General features: G+C 71.4%; 11 protein-coding genes and 1 pseudogene. 4 read left to right on the top strand and 8 right to left on the bottom strand.

The features are described from left to right. Positions 1 to 2 precede the first annotated feature (2 nt). Genes QLQ12_RS26085 through QLQ12_RS47110 form a run of 3 tightly spaced genes read right to left on the bottom strand, consistent with a single transcriptional unit; the run spans position 3 to position 1,942 of the window. Entirely contained in the window at positions 3 to 866 is an 864-nt protein-coding gene (locus tag QLQ12_RS26085) for a class F sortase (protein ID WP_282763103.1), read from the bottom strand. Next, entirely contained in the window at positions 833 to 1,168 is a 336-nt protein-coding gene (locus QLQ12_RS26080; protein ID WP_282763101.1) for a hypothetical protein, read from the bottom strand. The genes QLQ12_RS26085 and QLQ12_RS26080 overlap by 34 nt, the downstream gene beginning before the upstream one ends. A gap of 21 nt (positions 1,169 to 1,189) precedes the next feature. Continuing rightward, positions 1,190 to 1,942 carry a protein kinase domain-containing protein gene (locus QLQ12_RS47110; RefSeq protein ID WP_407651576.1) on the bottom strand — a complete coding sequence of 251 codons (753 nt, stop codon included), beginning with the start codon at positions 1,940 to 1,942 and terminating at the stop codon, positions 1,190 to 1,192. Positions 1,943 to 2,408: 466 nt separating this feature from the next. Here QLQ12_RS47110 and QLQ12_RS26070 point away from each other — a divergent pair, with 466 nt between their 5' ends. Both QLQ12_RS26070 and QLQ12_RS26065 read left to right on the top strand, forming a co-directional pair. After that, positions 2,409 to 4,310: an ATP-binding protein gene (locus tag QLQ12_RS26070; protein ID WP_282763100.1), complete on the top strand. Its 1,902-nt coding sequence runs from the start codon at positions 2,409 to 2,411 to the stop codon at positions 4,308 to 4,310. Positions 4,311 to 4,439: 129 nt separating this feature from the next. Beyond that, the gene (locus QLQ12_RS26065; RefSeq protein ID WP_282763099.1) at positions 4,440 to 4,880 is read left to right on the top strand and encodes a hypothetical protein; all 441 of its coding nucleotides are present in this window, start codon (positions 4,440 to 4,442) and stop codon (positions 4,878 to 4,880) included. A 129-nt stretch (positions 4,881 to 5,009) separates the two neighbouring features. Here the strand turns inward: QLQ12_RS26065 and QLQ12_RS26060 are convergent, their stop codons facing one another. After that, positions 5,010 to 6,017, bottom strand: coding sequence for an alpha/beta hydrolase (locus tag QLQ12_RS26060; RefSeq protein WP_282763098.1), 1,008 nt, complete (start codon positions 6,015 to 6,017; stop codon positions 5,010 to 5,012). After that, positions 6,014 to 6,883 (bottom strand): hypothetical protein, encoded by an 870-nt coding sequence (locus tag QLQ12_RS26055; protein WP_282763097.1) that lies wholly within the window; start codon positions 6,881 to 6,883, stop codon positions 6,014 to 6,016. The genes QLQ12_RS26060 and QLQ12_RS26055 overlap by 4 nt, the downstream gene beginning before the upstream one ends. A 287-nt stretch (positions 6,884 to 7,170) precedes the next feature. Here QLQ12_RS26055 and lysX point away from each other — a divergent pair, with 287 nt between their 5' ends. Further along, a complete protein-coding gene (gene lysX, locus QLQ12_RS26050) occupies positions 7,171 to 10,488 on the top strand; it encodes a bifunctional lysylphosphatidylglycerol synthetase/lysine--tRNA ligase LysX (protein ID WP_407651588.1) in 3,318 nt (1,105 codons plus the stop codon). 327 nt (positions 10,489 to 10,815) lie between these two features. On the opposite strand, the gene QLQ12_RS26045 is transcribed toward lysX, so the two are convergent. Then, positions 10,816 to 11,115, bottom strand: coding sequence for a hypothetical protein (locus QLQ12_RS26045; protein WP_282763095.1), 300 nt, complete (start codon positions 11,113 to 11,115; stop codon positions 10,816 to 10,818). Positions 11,116 to 11,120: 5 nt separating this feature from the next. Further along, positions 11,121 to 11,573 carry a carboxymuconolactone decarboxylase family protein gene (locus QLQ12_RS26040; protein WP_282763094.1) on the bottom strand — a complete coding sequence of 151 codons (453 nt, stop codon included), beginning with the start codon at positions 11,571 to 11,573 and terminating at the stop codon, positions 11,121 to 11,123. 96 nt (positions 11,574 to 11,669) lie between these two features. Between QLQ12_RS26040 and QLQ12_RS26035 the strand changes: the two genes are divergently transcribed. Further along, positions 11,670 to 14,543 carry a BTAD domain-containing putative transcriptional regulator gene (locus QLQ12_RS26035; RefSeq protein WP_282763093.1) on the top strand — a complete coding sequence of 958 codons (2,874 nt, stop codon included), beginning with the start codon at positions 11,670 to 11,672 and terminating at the stop codon, positions 14,541 to 14,543. Here the strand turns inward: QLQ12_RS26035 and QLQ12_RS26030 are convergent. Then, positions 14,502 to 15,311: pseudogene (locus QLQ12_RS26030) on the bottom strand (LysR family transcriptional regulator); the annotation flags it as partial. The gene QLQ12_RS26035 and the pseudogene QLQ12_RS26030 overlap by 42 nt on opposite strands. Positions 15,312 to 15,381 lie beyond the last annotated feature (70 nt).

Genomic DNA, 15,381 nt, shown 5'->3' with positions numbered 1-15,381 from the left:
CGCTACCGGGCGGTTCGGGTGGTCTCGGCGTAGGCGACGATGTTGTCCTCGTAGTGGCCGCCGCGGTCGTCGAAGTCGCCACCGCAGGTGATCAGGCGCAGGCCGGCGTGGTCGATCGGGCCGTAGACGGCGTCCGACGGGAACCGGTTCTTCGGGTAGCGGTCGACCTTCGTGACCGTGAAGACGGCGGTCGTGCCGTCGCGGCGGGCGATCCGGACCTCACTGCCGGGACGCAGTGTGGACAACCGGGCGAAGGCGCCGGCGTCGCCATCGAGGTCGACATGGCCCGCCAGCACCGCGGGTCCCAGGGAGCCGGGGGTGGGTGCCTGGGTGTACCAGCCGACCGCCTTCGCGTCGGCGGGGACCTCCATGGCGCCGTCCGGCCGCAGGCCCAGGCCCGTCACCGGCACGTCGACGCCCAGGGCGGGGATCTCCAGCCGGGTCGGCGGCGAGGTGGGCAGCAGGTCGCCGCGGGTCAGCCGGGCGGCGTCACCCATCCCGGCGGCGGCACCCGTCGGGTGAGCTCCACCCGCCGCGGGGTCGCTGCTCTCGGCGACAGCGACGGCGACTCCGGTGGCCACCAGCGGGATGCCGTTCAGGCCGGCTGCCTTCGCCAAGGTCGATTCGCCGAGGGCGCCCACGTCGTACCGCCCGTCGCCGTCGGCGTCGAGGCCGTGCTGCACGACGTGCAGATCCTTGAGGTGGGTGACGGTGCCGGGCGGAAGGTCGGCGGCCGCGATCGTACGATCGAAAGCCACCGTGCCCGCAGCGTCGGCCGTGGGCATCCGGTCGACGGCGAGCCCGCTGGTCCGCGAAACGTCTCCGCGGGTGGTCAGTGACACGAAGATGTCGCCGTACGACGGCATGCCTCCTCGGTGCTGACATAGCCGTCGCCGTCGGTGTCGGCGAACGCCGGCGGACAGTGGAAATCCATGCCGTCGGTCGACCCGTGCAGGTGCTGGGCGTGCGGCGCGTTCGGGACCAGACCGGCCGACCGGACCCGGACCCGCAGGTCCCCGTTGGGCAGCGAGGTCAGCACCGCCGTGCCGGACGCGCCGGACCGGTTCAGCGCCAGCAGTGTGACGTGCACGCTCTCCTCGGCCAGCGCCGGCGCCGGAAAGGCGAGAACCAGAACAGCGAGCAGTGGTACGACCAGCAGCGATCTCATACTTGTCCTCCAGAGAAGTGGTCAGCGCGCCGATCCGAAAAGCTCGACCAGGTGACGCTGCAGACTCGTGTCAGTGGCCCAGTCGCTCTCGGGAACCGTCCATCGCAGCAGGTAGGAACGGCTGTCGCCGACCGCGACCAGCACCCGCCGCTCGTGCCGCGGCGACGCCGAACCGGGCCGCCACGTGTACTCCCAGTCGGTGCCGCCACGCCGCAGCAGGAGCACGCCCATGCTGATCCGCCGGTAACCGGGCAGGTCCCCGCGTGCCAGTTCGGCCTTCTCCCGGCTCTGCCAGTAGGCGAGCGGTTCCCGGGTGACGATCGCGGACACGTTCACGGTGAGCGCCCGCCGCCCGGACGGATCGGTGAAGCACACGTCGTTGCCGCGGGTGGAGCGTTGCCAGCCGGCCGGCAGGGCGAGCGCGAAGCCGGCCGGATCGCGGAACCACCCCCAGCCCCGCGGCAGTCCGGCCGGAACATCACCGGTGGCCGGCCCGTCGTCGCTGACGGCCGCGTGCAGGGATCGCGAGGGCACGTACTCCATCACGATCCAGGACTTGCCCGCCGACGTGAGCACGTCGTAGACCTTGACCACGCCGGGATGGTCGAGCCGGGCGGCCGCCCGCGCCTCCCGCACCTGCCCCGACGACGTCAGGATCTCCTTGACCGCGACCGTACGCTGCAGCAACGTGTCCTCGGCCCGCCAGACCCGGCCCATCCCGCCGACCCCGACCAGCTCACGCAGCCGATAGCGGCCACCCAACTCCCCGGCCATCCGGCGAACCCCCGTCCCTCGTCCGACCGGGATTCGGAGCGGCCGGGGCCACGGATGGGCGGAAACTCAGGTCAATGTCACCTGCGCGTCCAGGGGGGTCGCGGGCGTGGCCGCGCCCGGCGCCCGCTCGATCGTGATGCCCACCCCGGAAGCCGCGGGCAGACCCTCGACGACGCGCGCGTTCCGGGCTGCTGCCCACCCCGGCCGGACTCCCCGCCGATCCTTCGACGATGTCCACAAAGAACAGCCGGTGGCACCGAACCATTCTTTCGGTAAGGGAAAGCAGGTCCGCGGCGCGTCCAGGAATTGTCTGACCGGGAAAACCGAGCGCCTCCGGGGAATCGTTGGGAGAATACCTGGATCGAGCGCTGTGCCGGTCCGAGGACTTGGCCCGGGGTGTCGGCGAACAACAGATGAGCGGGCGGGCTCCTGTTGACGGCGATGCGAGAAGGCGGGGGCGGGGGAGATGACCTGGCTGCGGAGGCGTCGGCCCGGGCAGCGCCTACTGATCAACGCGGTGACGATCGCGGTGCTGCTCGCCGTGGCCGTGCTGGGCTACTCGCTGTCACACCGGCAGGAGACGATGGCGGGCGAGGCGCGACGGGCACAGGAACTGGCTCAGGCCGCGCAGCAGGTGAAATTCCGGGCGGCGGACTTCAACGGCTGGCAGACGGCGTACGCGATGGACATCATCCGCGAGACGCCCGGGGCCGCCGCCGACACGTCGAACAGTCGCGCCACATTCCTCGACGCCGCCGCGAGACTCGACAGTGAGCTGCGCGTGCTGGAATCGCTTCCCGCGCCGACGGCGGCCACGCAAGCCATCACGGGCGTCCGAGCCGCGTTCAACGAATTCATGAACATCGACCGGCGGGTCGTGGAGTTGTACCGCACGGGCGATGCCGCGGACCGCCGGACCGCGTCGGAACTCGTCCTCGGCCCGGAGATCCAGATCTATGTGCGGATCACCAGCGGCTGTGACGCCACCGCTGAGTTCTCCGCCTCCGAGGTGAACGCCAGCTTCGCCCGGCTGGAGTCGGTCGGCGCCGTCACCCGCCGTTACATCATCGTGCTGAGCGTCGTCGCCGCCGTCTTGGCGCTGGTCGGCGCGCTCCTCGCCGAGGCGCGTCAGCGGGCGGTCGCGGAACGGGCCCGGGAGGCTCAGCGCATGGCGAGCCTGGGACAGCTCGCCGGGGGTATCGCCCACGACTTCAACAACGTCCTCGCCATCATCCTCAACTACACCGACTTCGTCGCCGAACAGGCGTCCGCCGAGGCCCGTAAGGACCTGGCCCACATTCGCAAGGCCGCGGAACGGGCGGCCGGGCTGACCGCTCAGCTCCTCTGCTTCATCCGGCACGAGGCCGTCCGGCCGGAGGTGTTCGACGTCAACGCCGCGATCGCCGAAGCGCACGCCATGCTGGCGCGAACCCTCGGCGAACACATCGAACTCGTCGTGGTGCCGTCGCCCACCCCGATGAAGATCTGCGCCGACGCCGGCCAGATCCAGCAGATCCTCGTCAATCTCGCGGTCAACGCCCGCGACGCGATGCCCGACGGCGGCACGCTGGTGATCGCCGCCAGCGCCGTGGACCTGGAGGAGAACCAGGCCAACGTGCACCCGCCGGTGAAGGCCGGGCGCTATGTCCAGCTGCTCGTCACCGACACCGGCGTCGGAATACCCCCGGAAACCGTGGCCCGCATCTTCGAACCGTTCTTCACCACCAAACCGAAGGGTTACGGCACGGGACTGGGTCTCGCCACCGTCTTCACCATCGTCACCACCGCCGGCGGCAGCATCGACGTCTGCTCCAAGCTCGGCATAGGCACGACGTTCCGGCTGTACTTTCCGGTCGCCGAGGCGTCGTACGAGCCGGAGTCCGTCGATCCCGCCACGGCCGTGCCGGCCGGCCGCGGCCAGAGAATCCTGATCGTCGAGGACGAGCCCGCCCTCTGCTCCAGCATCGCCCGCATCCTCACCGCCGGCGGATATCAGGTCCGATCCGCCGTCAGCGCTCCCGACGCCCTGGCCGTGCACGCCGACGACGGCTGCGACCTCCTGATAGCCGACGTCGTCATGCCCGACATGTCGGGCCCGCGCCTCGCCGAGATCCTGCACCGCACCCACCCGCGCCTACCGGTGCTCTACGTGTCCGGCTACATCGACGGCATCCTCGGCCCGAACCGCCTGTGCACCCCCGAGACCGACGTGCTGGAGAAGCCGTTCACCGCCGGCCGGCTCCTCGCCGCTGTCAGTGAGGCCCTGGGTGGGGCGCCCGTGGAGAACGGCGTCTCCGCCGCCCGGGCGGAACAGGCCGGGGAACAGCCGTACGCGTCGGCGCCTGACCGGCGTCCCGGCCGTGCCTGACCCGCGACGTCGCTCGCGTCGGCGTTGCCGGGCGCCCCGAGTGGGTGAGGTGTGACGACGGTGGGAGGTCGCGGCTCGTTTACCCTCCTGGGATCTTGAGCGACGGGCTGACCTGACAGGGGTGTGACGATGCGGCGACGGTGGCCGATGGTGGCGGCGGTGACGGTGGCCGTGTGTGTGCTCGCCGGCTGCTCGGACAGGGCGCCGGAAGCCCCCGCGGCGACCTCCGCCGCGGCGGCGGCCACCGCTCCGGCGGCGCCCGCGACGAGTGTGGCCGCGACGGCGGCGAACCCGGGGACGGCGAGCGGGCCGGACGGTTTCGTGGCGGTGGTCCGGGCGAGACTGCCCGAGGTCGCCGTCGACCGGCGGGACGAGGAGATCCAGGCGATCGCCGACACCGCCTGCGCCGATCTGATCGCCGGCCGGAGCGCCGACGACATCGTGACGGCCACCCGGACGCTGGGGACCGTCGACGCCGAGGCGACCGACCACGCTACGGCCCGCGAGCTGGTCAAGCTGGCGATCGACACCACCTGCTTCGGCGAGCGCGACCGCGTCGACGAGTTCTGACCGCGGCGTACCGGAAAGTCGGTCCGGTGCCGGCGGTGAGTCGAGGGGCCGGGCCGTGCGGGTCAGCGTGGACCAGGCGAATGACGCGGGTATTCGCGGTCGGGGCGCGATGGCGGGCGGCCACCGGGGTCAGGGCATCGGCCGGGCGAGGTGGGCGGAGAGCCAGTCGAATGCTGGGCCTTCCATCTGACGCCAGACCGCATAGCTGTGACCGCCCTGTGGCACCACTGCCGTGGTGACGGTGACCGGTGGCCGGGCGACGCGGGCGACCAGCAGAGAGTCGCGGCGGGCGTTCTTCTCGTCCGCCCCCCATCCCATCCAGAGCGCCACAGGTGGCGACGGCAGGTTCTGAAGTCGCCAGGCCACGTTGTGCGTGGTGTCTTCCTCACCGTCACCGACGACGATGCCGGGTCCGGCCAGCCCGGACAGGCTGGCAGCGGCCGCGTACTGGGTGGGATGGCGCAATGCCAGGCTGCTGGCGCAGTAGCCGCCGGCCGAGAAGCCGATCAGGCCCCAGCGGGTGTCGTCACGAATGCGCAGATGCTCCTTCGCGTACGCCGGCACGTCGACGGTCAGGAACGTCTCTGTCTGCGGGCCGTTACGCAGATTCGTGCATTCGGTGTCCAGGAGCTGGTCAGGTGTCTGCGAGGGGAACAGCACCACGGTCGGTGCCATGCGCCCGGCGGCGATCTCGGTGTCCAGCTGTGACTGGACCTGCATCTTCTTGATCCAGGCACTCGGCGAGCCCGGGTAGCCGTGCAGTGCCTGGATCACCGGGAACCGTTGGTCACCGGTGCGGTATGCCGCGGGCAGGTAGGCGTACATGGTCATGGTGAGTCCGCTGGCCGGCCCGGCGACGGTCAACGTGAGGAGCTGACTGGTCGCCGGCGCGTTCACCGCATCGGACGCCGGTTTCGTCTCGGTCTGCGCCTCGGTATCCGTGGAGTACACCTCTGTCATCCGGTTGAGCTGCACCAGCACCGCTGCCGTGACGCTGAGAAGGGCGGTCAGGACGCTGAACAGGCGCAGCGCCCAACGCCACCGGCCGCGGCGATCCCAGCCGGCCGCGATCAGTACGGCCGTCACCGGCACCGCGACGAGCACGGCGATGAGCAGAGGTGTTCCGTCGAGACTCATGGGGTGCTCGCTGTCGGTAGGAGCAGAGGCGGGGACAGGGGTGAGCTGAGCTTCGCGGCGACCCAGGTGACCGCCGTCTGCCAGGCGTTCGGCGCGGCGGCGGTCAGGTCGGCCACACCCGGTGGCAGGGTGCCGGATGGTCCGGGCGGCGTCTCGGGGCGCACTGCCGCCAGCGCCGTTCCGGAAGGCACGGTCCCCACCGATGTCAGCGTGGCGTCCTTGGAGTGCTCCACCACGGCGAGCGCCCGGAACCGCGCCGGCTGGGCACGGGTGAACTCTCCGGCGAGCGCGGCCTTGTCCGCGCCGGCCACCATGGCCCAGCCCCCCTCGGTGACACGGATGTCCTTGCGTAAGGCATCGGCCAGGGTGCGCAGGTTCTGGGCAGTGGTGCTCCGGGTGGGCGCCAGCGTCAGCGTCACCACGCCGGCCACCGGGGCGGCGCCGGCATCGGTACCGCCCAGTGTGATGAGTACCGGATATCGCGCTGAACCTTGAGCGAGATAGTCCGGCGGCACGGTCACCGTCGGCGCCTTCGCGAGCTGCCAGCTCGGGAGCTCCGGGGGTTGCCATGGCAGCGTGGACCGTCGGGCCAACGTGGCGTCCAGGTCACCGGCACGGGCCGGAGCCACTGCCGATTCCGTGCCGGTGTCACCGGCGAGAGCAGCCCAGGTCGGATAGAACTGCTCCGACCGATTCACCTGTAGTCCCACAGCCAACACCACTGTGGCCTCGGTCATCAGGATGCCCACCGTGCGAACGACCACACGCCATCGGCGCAGCCGTGACCACATCACGACAGTGCCCGCAGCGCATCCGATCGCGAGCAAAGCCACCACGACGAGCAGCGGAAGTCCGGTCAGGCTCATGAAGCTGCCTGCTGTGGGGTCATGGGGGACATCATCCCCGCCGGGCGCAACCACGGACGGTGCGGCGTCGACCGCGTTGTGTCAGACCGGCGGCGGATCAGCAGAGTCACCGCTACGTGACCCTGTGCGACGTGGAGATCGAGGTGGCGACGGTCTCGTATCGTCACGTGTCGTCAGACCACAGGGGGCGGAGATTTCTGGTGCGTGCCACAGCGGAAAAGGTGACGGAGCAGGCCGAACGGCCGCCTGAGGTCCTGGAGGCTCCGCGCTCCGACTGGCGTACGGGAATGCCCAAGGCCTTCGCCCGGGGGCTCTTCGCGGTGGCGCTCGTCTGTGCGCTGGCCGCGGTCGGCGGTGCGTTCGGCGCCCGCCTGTTCCCGGTGCGCCGGCTGGTGGACGCGCTGTTGATGCCGGCGCCGGCGAACCTCGGCTACGCGGTGTTCCTCACCATGCTGGCCGTGGGGGTCAACAACCGCAAGCGGGTGGCGTACTGGTTGCTGACCGGCTACTTCGGGCTGCAACTCGTCACCGACGCCCTGCTGATGGCCGTGCTGGTCGAGAGGCCGCCCGGCTGGGTCCACGCTCCCACCCGGCACCTGTGGTTCCTCAGCGGGAATCTGCTGATCACCCTTGCCGTGCTGATCCTGCTCGCCCGCACACACCAGCAGTTCTACGCCCGGGTCCAGCACGCCAGTCTGCCGAAAGCCCTCGCCACCGCGGCAAGTCTGATCGTGGTCTTCACCCTGATCGGCTGGGGGCTCGTGGCAGCCTTCTCCGACTCGCCGCGCCATGATGGCCGGCACGGGCTGGCGTACGCGTTCCGGCAGGTCACCGGCGGCGCGCTGGAACTCCACGTGCACCGGTCCGGAATGGCGCCCGGCTGGATCAACCTGGTACTCGGCTTCTTCGGGGCGTTGACCCTGCTCACCGCGTTCGCCGTTCTGTTGCGTTCGCAGCGGGCCGCCGCATCGATGGATGTCCAGCAGGAGCACCGGGTCCGGAAGCTGATCGAGGCCTACGGCCAGGACGACTCGCTCGGTTACTTCGCGACGAGGCGCGACAAGGAGGTCGTGTTCGCCCCCTCCGGCCGGGCCGCCATCACCTACCGGGTGGTGGGCGGGGTCAGCCTGGCCAGTGGCGACCCGATCGGTGAGCGGCAGGCGTGGGGGGCCGCTATCGGGGCTTGGTTGCAGGAGGCCCGGGAGTATGCCTGGACGCCGGCTGTCATGGGCGCCGGGGAAGCCGGCGCGACCGCATACTCCCGGGCCGGGCTGCGGATCCTGGAAATCGGCGACGAGGCGATCCTGCATGCCGCGGACTTCAGCCTCGAAGGCCGGGAGATGCGCCAGGTACGCCAGGCGGTAGCCAGGGTCGAGCGGGCCGGTTACCGCGTGCGCATCCGCCGTCACCGCGATATCCCCGCCGTGGAGATGGACCGCATCGTGTCGCTGTTGGCGCGGTGGCGCGACACCGAGACCGAGCGGGGGTTCTCGATGGCGCTCGGCCGGCTCGGTGATCCCGCCGACGGCGACTGTGTTCTCGTGGAGGCTCTCGGCCCGGGCGGCACCGAGGCGGCGTTGCTGTCCTTCGTTCCCTGGGGCGCCGACGGATTGTCGCTCGACGTCATGCGCCGCGACCGGACCATCGACAACGGTCTCGTGGAATTCATGGTGGCCACGTTGATGGCCGAGTCGCAGGGGCTCGGCGTCACCCGGGTGTCCCTCAACTTCGCCGTTTTCCGTGCGGTCTTCGAGGAGGGCGCGCGCATCGGCGCGGGGCCGGTGCTGTTGGCATGGCGGCGGTTCCTGTTGTTCCTGTCCCGGTGGTTTCAGCTGGAATCCATCTACCGGTCCAACATCAAGTACCAGCCTCAGTGGATTCCACGTTTCCTCTGCTTCGAGGACGTCCGTGACTTGGCCGAGGTCGGCTTCGCCTCAGCTGTCGCCGAAGGTTTCCTGAGGGTCCCCAGCCTGCTGACGCTGCTGCGACGCGGGAGGCTCACCCCCGTGGCGCCGGCGCCGCAAGCCGAGATCCCGCGGCCGCGCGTGCCCACCGAGGTCGAGACCGATCCGGAACCGGTCGTCACCGAGGCTGCCGCGCCCGTCGGACACAGCGAACAGACCACGGTCAGGCTGGCGAAGATATCGGCGCTTCGCGCGGAGGGCGTCGACCCGTACCCGCCTGGATTCGATCGCACCCACGCATGCGGCGCGGTACGGGCCGCACACGAGGGCTTGACGCCCGACACCGCCACGGGACAGAGGGTGTCCGTCGCCGGGCGCCTCATCCGGCAGCGGGACCACGGCGGCGTCTGTTTCGCGATCGTCCGTGACGCCACCGGCGACCTGCAGATCATGCTGACCGGGGACCGGCTGGGACGGCAACCGCTGCAGCGATGGCGACGCAGCGTGGACCTGGGGGATCACGTCGGCATCGTCGGCGAGGTGGTCACCTCCCGCCGTGGCGAGCTCTCCGTACTGGCCGATTCCTGGACCGTCACCGCGAAGTGCCTGCACCCGCTGCCCGACAAGCACCAGGGGCTGGCGGACCCGGAGCTGCTCAGCCGGCGGCGCCACCTCGATCTCATCGTGCGTCCCGCCGCTCACGACATGCTGCGGATCCGGTCCGCCGCCGTCCACGCGCTACGGACGGTCCTCATCGGACGCGACTTCTTGGAGGTGGAGACGCCGATCCTGCAGCCGGTGCACGGAGGCGCCAACGCGCGTCCCTTCGTCACACACAGCCATGCGTACGCGATGCCGGTGTACCTCCGCATCGCCCCCGAGCTCTACCTCAAGAGGCTGGCCGTGGGCGGAGTGGAGAAGGTCTTCGAACTGGGCCGCGACTTCCGTAACGAAGGCGTGGACGCCACCCATAATCCCGAGTTCAGCATGCTCGAGGCCTACGAGGCCTACGGCGACTACACGACCATGCGGACTCTGGCTCGCACCCTCATCCTCGCCGCGGCGACTGCCGCGCACGGCGCGCCGGTGGCCCGTCGCAACGGCGTGGAGATCGATCTGGACACGCCGTGGCCGGTCGTGACGGTCCACGATGCGGTCTCGGCCGCCGTCGGCGCGATGGTCGAACCGGACACCGACATCGCCGACCTACGCCGCCTCGCCACGGCGGCGGGCGTGGCGTTGCAGCCCGACTGGAGCGCCGGGCAGATCGTCTTGGAGATGTACGAGAAGCTGGTGGAGAAGCACACCCAGGCGCCGACCTTCTACACCGACTTCCCCACCGAGGTCTCGCCACTGACCCGCACACACCGCCAGGAGCCACGCCTCGCCGAACGCTGGGACCTCGTCGCGTTCGGCATGGAGCTGGGCACCGCCTACACCGAACTGATCGACCCGATCGAGCAACGCCGCCGGCTCACCGCCCAGTCACTGCGCGCCGCCGGCGGAGATCCCGAGGCCATGCAACTCGATGAGGACTTCCTGCAAGCCCTCGAGTACGCCATGCCACCCACCGGCGGCCTCGGACTCGGCGTCGACCGGCTCATCATGATGCTGACCGGGCGCAGCATCCGCGACACGCTGGCATTCCCCCTCAACCGGCCCACGGCGCGACAAACCCACGGTGACGACCTCAGCCGCTGACGACGCCAGGGCTTCGGCGAACGCGACCGGGCCGACGAGTTCTGAGCGCGGCCGTACCGGAAAGGCGGCTTCTGCGGCCCGGCGCCGGCGGTGAGTCGCCGGGCCGGGCCGTGCGGGTCAGCGTGGAGCCAGGCGGATGACGGGGTACTCGCGGTCGGACTTCTGCTGGTACTTCGTCATTCGCGGGTTGGCGGCGGTGATCCGCTGCCACGCCTGGTCGCGGGCGGCGCCGTCGAGCGGGCGCGGGGTGACCGGGATCGGTGGGCGGCCGGGCAGTTCGATGGTGGCGCGGCCGGGGTGGGCCGGTTCTGTGCCATCGATCTCTCCTCAGCGTTGATCTACTACCAGGCCGTCGCGGGCTGTCGCGTCCTTCGTCAGGGCCATGGCCAGAGGGGCCTCGGGGAAGGAGGCGACGGCGGCGAGGGCGGCCCGCATCTGCGCGCCGCTCGCCCAGACCCAGGTGTCGGTGTACGTGCCGTCGTCGAGCCGGACCAGCACGGTCGTCGTGAGGCCGGGGTGGGACTCGCGAACCGTGCCGATCAGCGAGGCCCGGCGGGCCAGGAACTCCTCGAGGTCGGCCGGGTCGACGGTGTAGGCGTGCGCGCGGACCGCGATCGCGGTGGTCACGGCGGTCACCAGGAACCGGCGATCTGGCGGATCGGGGCGTTGAGGCGGTTGAACAGGTTCGTCACGGCGATCCAGATCAGGATCGACGCGAGCTGCTGCTCCTCGAAGTGCTCGGTGGCGGCGGCCCACACGTCGTCGGGGACGGCGTCGGTGCGGTCGGCGAGCCGGGTGGCCGATTCGGCCAAGGCGAGCGCGGCGCGTTCCGCGTCGGTGTAGTACGAGGTCTCCCGCCACGCCGCGACCAGGCCGATCCGCTCGTCGCTGACGCCGAGCTTGCGGAGGCTCTTGACGCCGCCGTCGACGCAGAAGCTGCAACCGTTGACCTGGCTGACCCGCAGGTGCACCAGCTCCATGATCTCCTGCGGGACGTTCTGCGAGTGGGCGGCCTTGATCAGCTCCTGGATCGGCTGCATCGCGGCGGGGATCAGCGTGACGGGGTTCTTCATGCGTGCCTGCATCGTTTCTCACTCCTCGTGTACCGGCGTCTGCCTGTGCACCGAGGTTGTCGGACCCCGTTGATACATTCGCGATGCGTTGGCGATGGGAGGCGCATCGTGGCACTACGTTTCCGGCTGCTGGGCCCGGTGCAGATCACCGATGACGGCGTGCCGGTGCCCGGCATCGCGCCGCGGCACCGGGCCGTGCTGGCCTATCTGCTGTTGCACGCCGGCCGGGTGATCCCGATGGAGCGGCTGATCGACGCCATGTGGGGCTATGACCAGCCCGACACGGCCCGGTCGCAGATCCACGCCGCGATCACCGCGTTGCGGCGGGCCGGCGCGCGCGACGTGCTGCAGACCAGGCCGGGCGGCTATCTGGCCGACGCCCGCACCGATGTGCACGAGTTCGACGACCTGGTCGCCGCCGGGCAGTTGCGGGAAGCGCTCGGCCTGTGGCGTGGTGAGGCGCTGGCCGACGTGCACGCCCACTACGTCGCGAGTTCCCGCGCCCTGCTCGACGACCGGCGGCTCGCCGTCGTCGAGCGGCTGATGGAGTCGGCGCTCGAGGCCGGGCAGCACGACGGGGTGCTCGACGAGCTGGCCGCGCACGTCGCCGCCAACCCGCTGCGGGAGCGGCTGGCCGGCCAGTTGGTGCTCGCCCTGCACCGGTCCGGCCGGCAGGCCGACGCCCTGGCCGCGGCACGGGCCTACCGGTCGGTGCTCGCCGAGGAGCAGGGGCTCGATCCCGGTCCCGCGTTCGCCGAGGTGGAGAAAGCGGTGCTCGCCGGCATGCCGTCGGGCCGTGGCCGGAGCTTCCTGCCCTACGACGTCCCCGACTTCACCGGCCGCGCCGACGAGCTCTCGCGGCTGGTGACCGGCGGCCAGAGCAAGGTGATCACGATCGACGGCATGGCCGGGGTCGGTAAGACCACCCTGGCCGTGCACGCCGCCCACCGGCTCGCTGACCGGTTCCCGGGCGGGCAGTTCTTCATCGACCTGCGTGCGCACGAGCCGCTGTCCGCCCTGGAGACGCTTCTGCGTCAGGCCGGGATCAACGACATGCCGCCCGGGCTGGCCGAGCGCTCCGCGTTGTGGCGGGCCGAGCTCTCGGCTCGCCGGGCCGTGGTGGTGATCGACAACGCGGCTGACGGGGCACACGTGCGACCGCTGCTGCCGGGCGCCACCGAGAGCCTGCTGCTGATCACCAGCCGCCGACGGCTCGTCGACCTCGACGGGGCCCGCGCCCTGTCCATGGAGGTGCTGCCCGCCGGCGACGCGACCGCGCTGTTCGCCGGCATCGTGGGGGAGCGGGCCGCCGCCGAGCCGGAGGCCGTCCGTGAGGTGCTGGAGCTGTGCGGGCACCTGCCGCTGGCCATCCGGATCGCCGGCGCCCGGCTGCAGCACCGGCCCCGGTGGACGGTGTCCTACCTGGCCGGGCGCCTGCGGCTGGCCGACCTGGCGACCTCCGAGCGCAGCGTCGCGGCCGCGTTCACGGTGTCCTACGAGCAGCTCGATCCGGCCGAGCAGCGCATGTTCCGGCTGCTCGGCCCGGCCCCGGGCCGCGACATCGAACCGCACGCCGCCGCCGCGCTGGCCGACCTTCCGGTGCCCGAGGCCGAAGACCTGCTGGAGAACCTGCTCGACGCGCACATGCTGGTGCAGCGCGAGCCGGGGCGGTACACGATGCACGACCTGCTGCGCGAGCACGCCCGCTCGCTCGGCGCCGAGGACGGCGCGGTGATGCGGCTGCTCGTGCACTACCTGCACCGGTCCCGGTCGGCGGTGCGGCAGCTCTATCCCGGCAACATCGGCGACCGGCCCGGCCTGCCACCCGTGCTCACCCCGATCGAGCCGGTCCACGGGCCGGGCGAGGCGATCGACTGGCTCGACGCCGAGCGCGGCAACATCATCGCGACCGTCGTCCACGGGCCACAGGTTTGCGTCGGGCATCTCGCGCACGCCCTCCGGCCGTACCTGGACCGGCAGGCCCACCACGACGACGCCGTCGTCCTGCACGGCACCGCCCTGCAGCGCAGCCGCCTCAACGGTGACCGTGACGTGGAGAGCCGGGCCCTCGCCGACCTGGCGTGGACGCACTGGCGGCGTGGTGACTACGAGCAGGCGGCGTCGTTCGCCGGGCAGGCGCTCGCCGTCGCCTCCGACGAGTTCCCGCGATCCCTGGCCCTGCACACGTTGGGTGACGTGGCATGGCGGCACCGGGACGGCGCCCAGGCCGAACAGCACCTGAAAGAGGCCCTCGACCTGGCACGGATCGCGGGTGACCGGGCCCGGGAAGGATTCGTCCTCGGCGACCTCGGCATGATCCTCGACCAACTGGGCCGTTATGACGAGGCCCGCCGCCACCTCGATCTGGCTCTCGCCCTGCACCGCAAGGACGGCAATCCGCTGGGGGAGGCGCGGGTGCTCAATCAGATCGGGCTGCTGTTGCGTCACCAGGGCCGGCCGTCGGAAGCGCTGCCCCGGCACCGGGAAGCCGGCGACCTCTACCGCGCGATGGGCAACCGCAGTGACGAGGCCGCCGCGTTCAACGGGCTCGGCGAGGCGGCTCTGGCGGCCGGCGACGCGGCGCGTGCGGTCGCCGAGCACGAGACGGCCCGCGCGCTCGCCTCGGCGGCCCGCAACCGGCCGGAGGAGGCGCGGGCCTGTCACGGGCTGGCTCGGGCGCTGCTCACCCGGGGCTCGGCGGCGGGCCGAGAACCAGCCGTGGCGGATCGGGCTTCGGCGGTGGAGCAGGCGCTCGCGGCCGAGCGGCTCTATCGCGAACTCGGCGTGCCGGAGGCGGACGAGGCCCGGCAACTCGCCCTGCAGGCGCGGGCGCCGGACGACGATGCGGCGGTCCGCTTAGTGACCGGCGACCGGCACGGCGAGCAGGCTCAGCAGCAGAGCCAGCGGCGGCCAGCCGGTGCGCCCGGCGCGGACCACGGCGTGGGAGCGCAGGATCGGCTCGGGATCACGCAGCGGCAGTAAGCGCACGCCGGGACGGGTCGGCTGGTCGGCCGGGAGCAGACCAACGCCGAGCCCGGCGACGACCAGGTCCTGCACCAGGGCCAGGCTGTCGGCCCGGTGGGTGACCAGCGGATCGAAACCGGCCATCGACGCGATCGTGCGGACCACCTGCTCGTCGGAGGCGCCGCGGGAGTTCACGATCCACTCGGCGTCCCGGTAACGCCCGAAGACCTCAGGAGCCGGTTGGTCCGCCGCCGGGTCACCGGCGGGGACGCCCAGCGCCCACACGGCCGACCACAGCGGCTGCGACACCACCGAGCGGTCCAGGGGTGCGGGGGCGAGGTTGAAGTCGTATGTCAGGGCCAGGTCGAGGTCGTCCGACGCGATCAGGGCCAGGGCCTCGGCGGGTTCGTGTTCGTGAATGCGGACCCGTACCAGCGGATGGTCGGCGGCGAGCCGGGCCACGACCGGCATCAGTGACCGCCGGATGGCCGTGCCGAAACCGGCGACCCGCAGCGTCCCGGCGGGTTCCGCCGACGGATCCAGGTCGAGCCGGGCGGCCTCCAGGGCGGCGAGGATCGTGACCGCGTGCTCGGCGAGCCGCCGCCCGGCCGGGGTCAACCGCACCCGCCGCCCCTCCGGCTCGATCAGCGGCGTGCCCGCCTCCCGGGCGAGCGCGGCGATCTGCTGCGACACCGTCGAGGTGGTGGTGTACATCTCAGCGGCGACCGCGCGCATCGACCCGAGGCGCGACAGCATCAGCAGGGTTTCCAGGCGGCGGACGTCCATCCCGGCATTGTTCATCGTGGCTGAACGGTGTGTCCAACATTGTCACGTGGACGCGAACGGTTTCCGGGTC

Source organism: Actinoplanes sandaracinus, assembly GCF_030009775.1.
GTDB classification, from domain to species: Bacteria; Actinomycetota; Actinomycetes; order Mycobacteriales; family Micromonosporaceae; genus Actinoplanes; species Actinoplanes sandaracinus.
The sequence above is the reverse complement of the archived record's forward strand: the minus strand, read 5'-3'. Positions and strand labels throughout refer to the sequence as shown.

What these genes read in the sequence shown, in the direction of transcription:
- QLQ12_RS26040 (WP_282763094.1), bottom strand. Translation starts at nt 11,573, where the DNA reads ATGCAGGCACGCATGAAGAACCCCGTCACGCTGATCCCCGCCGCGATG.
- QLQ12_RS26080 (WP_282763101.1), bottom strand. Translation starts at nt 1,168, where the DNA reads ATGAGATCGCTGCTGGTCGTACCACTGCTCGCTGTTCTGGTTCTCGCC.
- QLQ12_RS26070 (WP_282763100.1), top strand. Translation starts at nt 2,409, where the DNA reads ATGACCTGGCTGCGGAGGCGTCGGCCCGGGCAGCGCCTACTGATCAAC.
- QLQ12_RS47110 (WP_407651576.1), bottom strand. Translation starts at nt 1,942, where the DNA reads ATGGCCGGGGAGTTGGGTGGCCGCTATCGGCTGCGTGAGCTGGTCGGG.
- QLQ12_RS26060 (WP_282763098.1), bottom strand. Translation starts at nt 6,017, where the DNA reads ATGAGTCTCGACGGAACACCTCTGCTCATCGCCGTGCTCGTCGCGGTG.
- QLQ12_RS26065 (WP_282763099.1), top strand. Translation starts at nt 4,440, where the DNA reads ATGCGGCGACGGTGGCCGATGGTGGCGGCGGTGACGGTGGCCGTGTGT.
- QLQ12_RS26055 (WP_282763097.1), bottom strand. Translation starts at nt 6,883, where the DNA reads ATGAGCCTGACCGGACTTCCGCTGCTCGTCGTGGTGGCTTTGCTCGCG.
- lysX (WP_407651588.1), top strand. Translation starts at nt 7,171, where the DNA reads ATGCCCAAGGCCTTCGCCCGGGGGCTCTTCGCGGTGGCGCTCGTCTGT.
- QLQ12_RS26085 (WP_282763103.1), bottom strand. Translation starts at nt 866, where the DNA reads ATGCCGTCGTACGGCGACATCTTCGTGTCACTGACCACCCGCGGAGAC.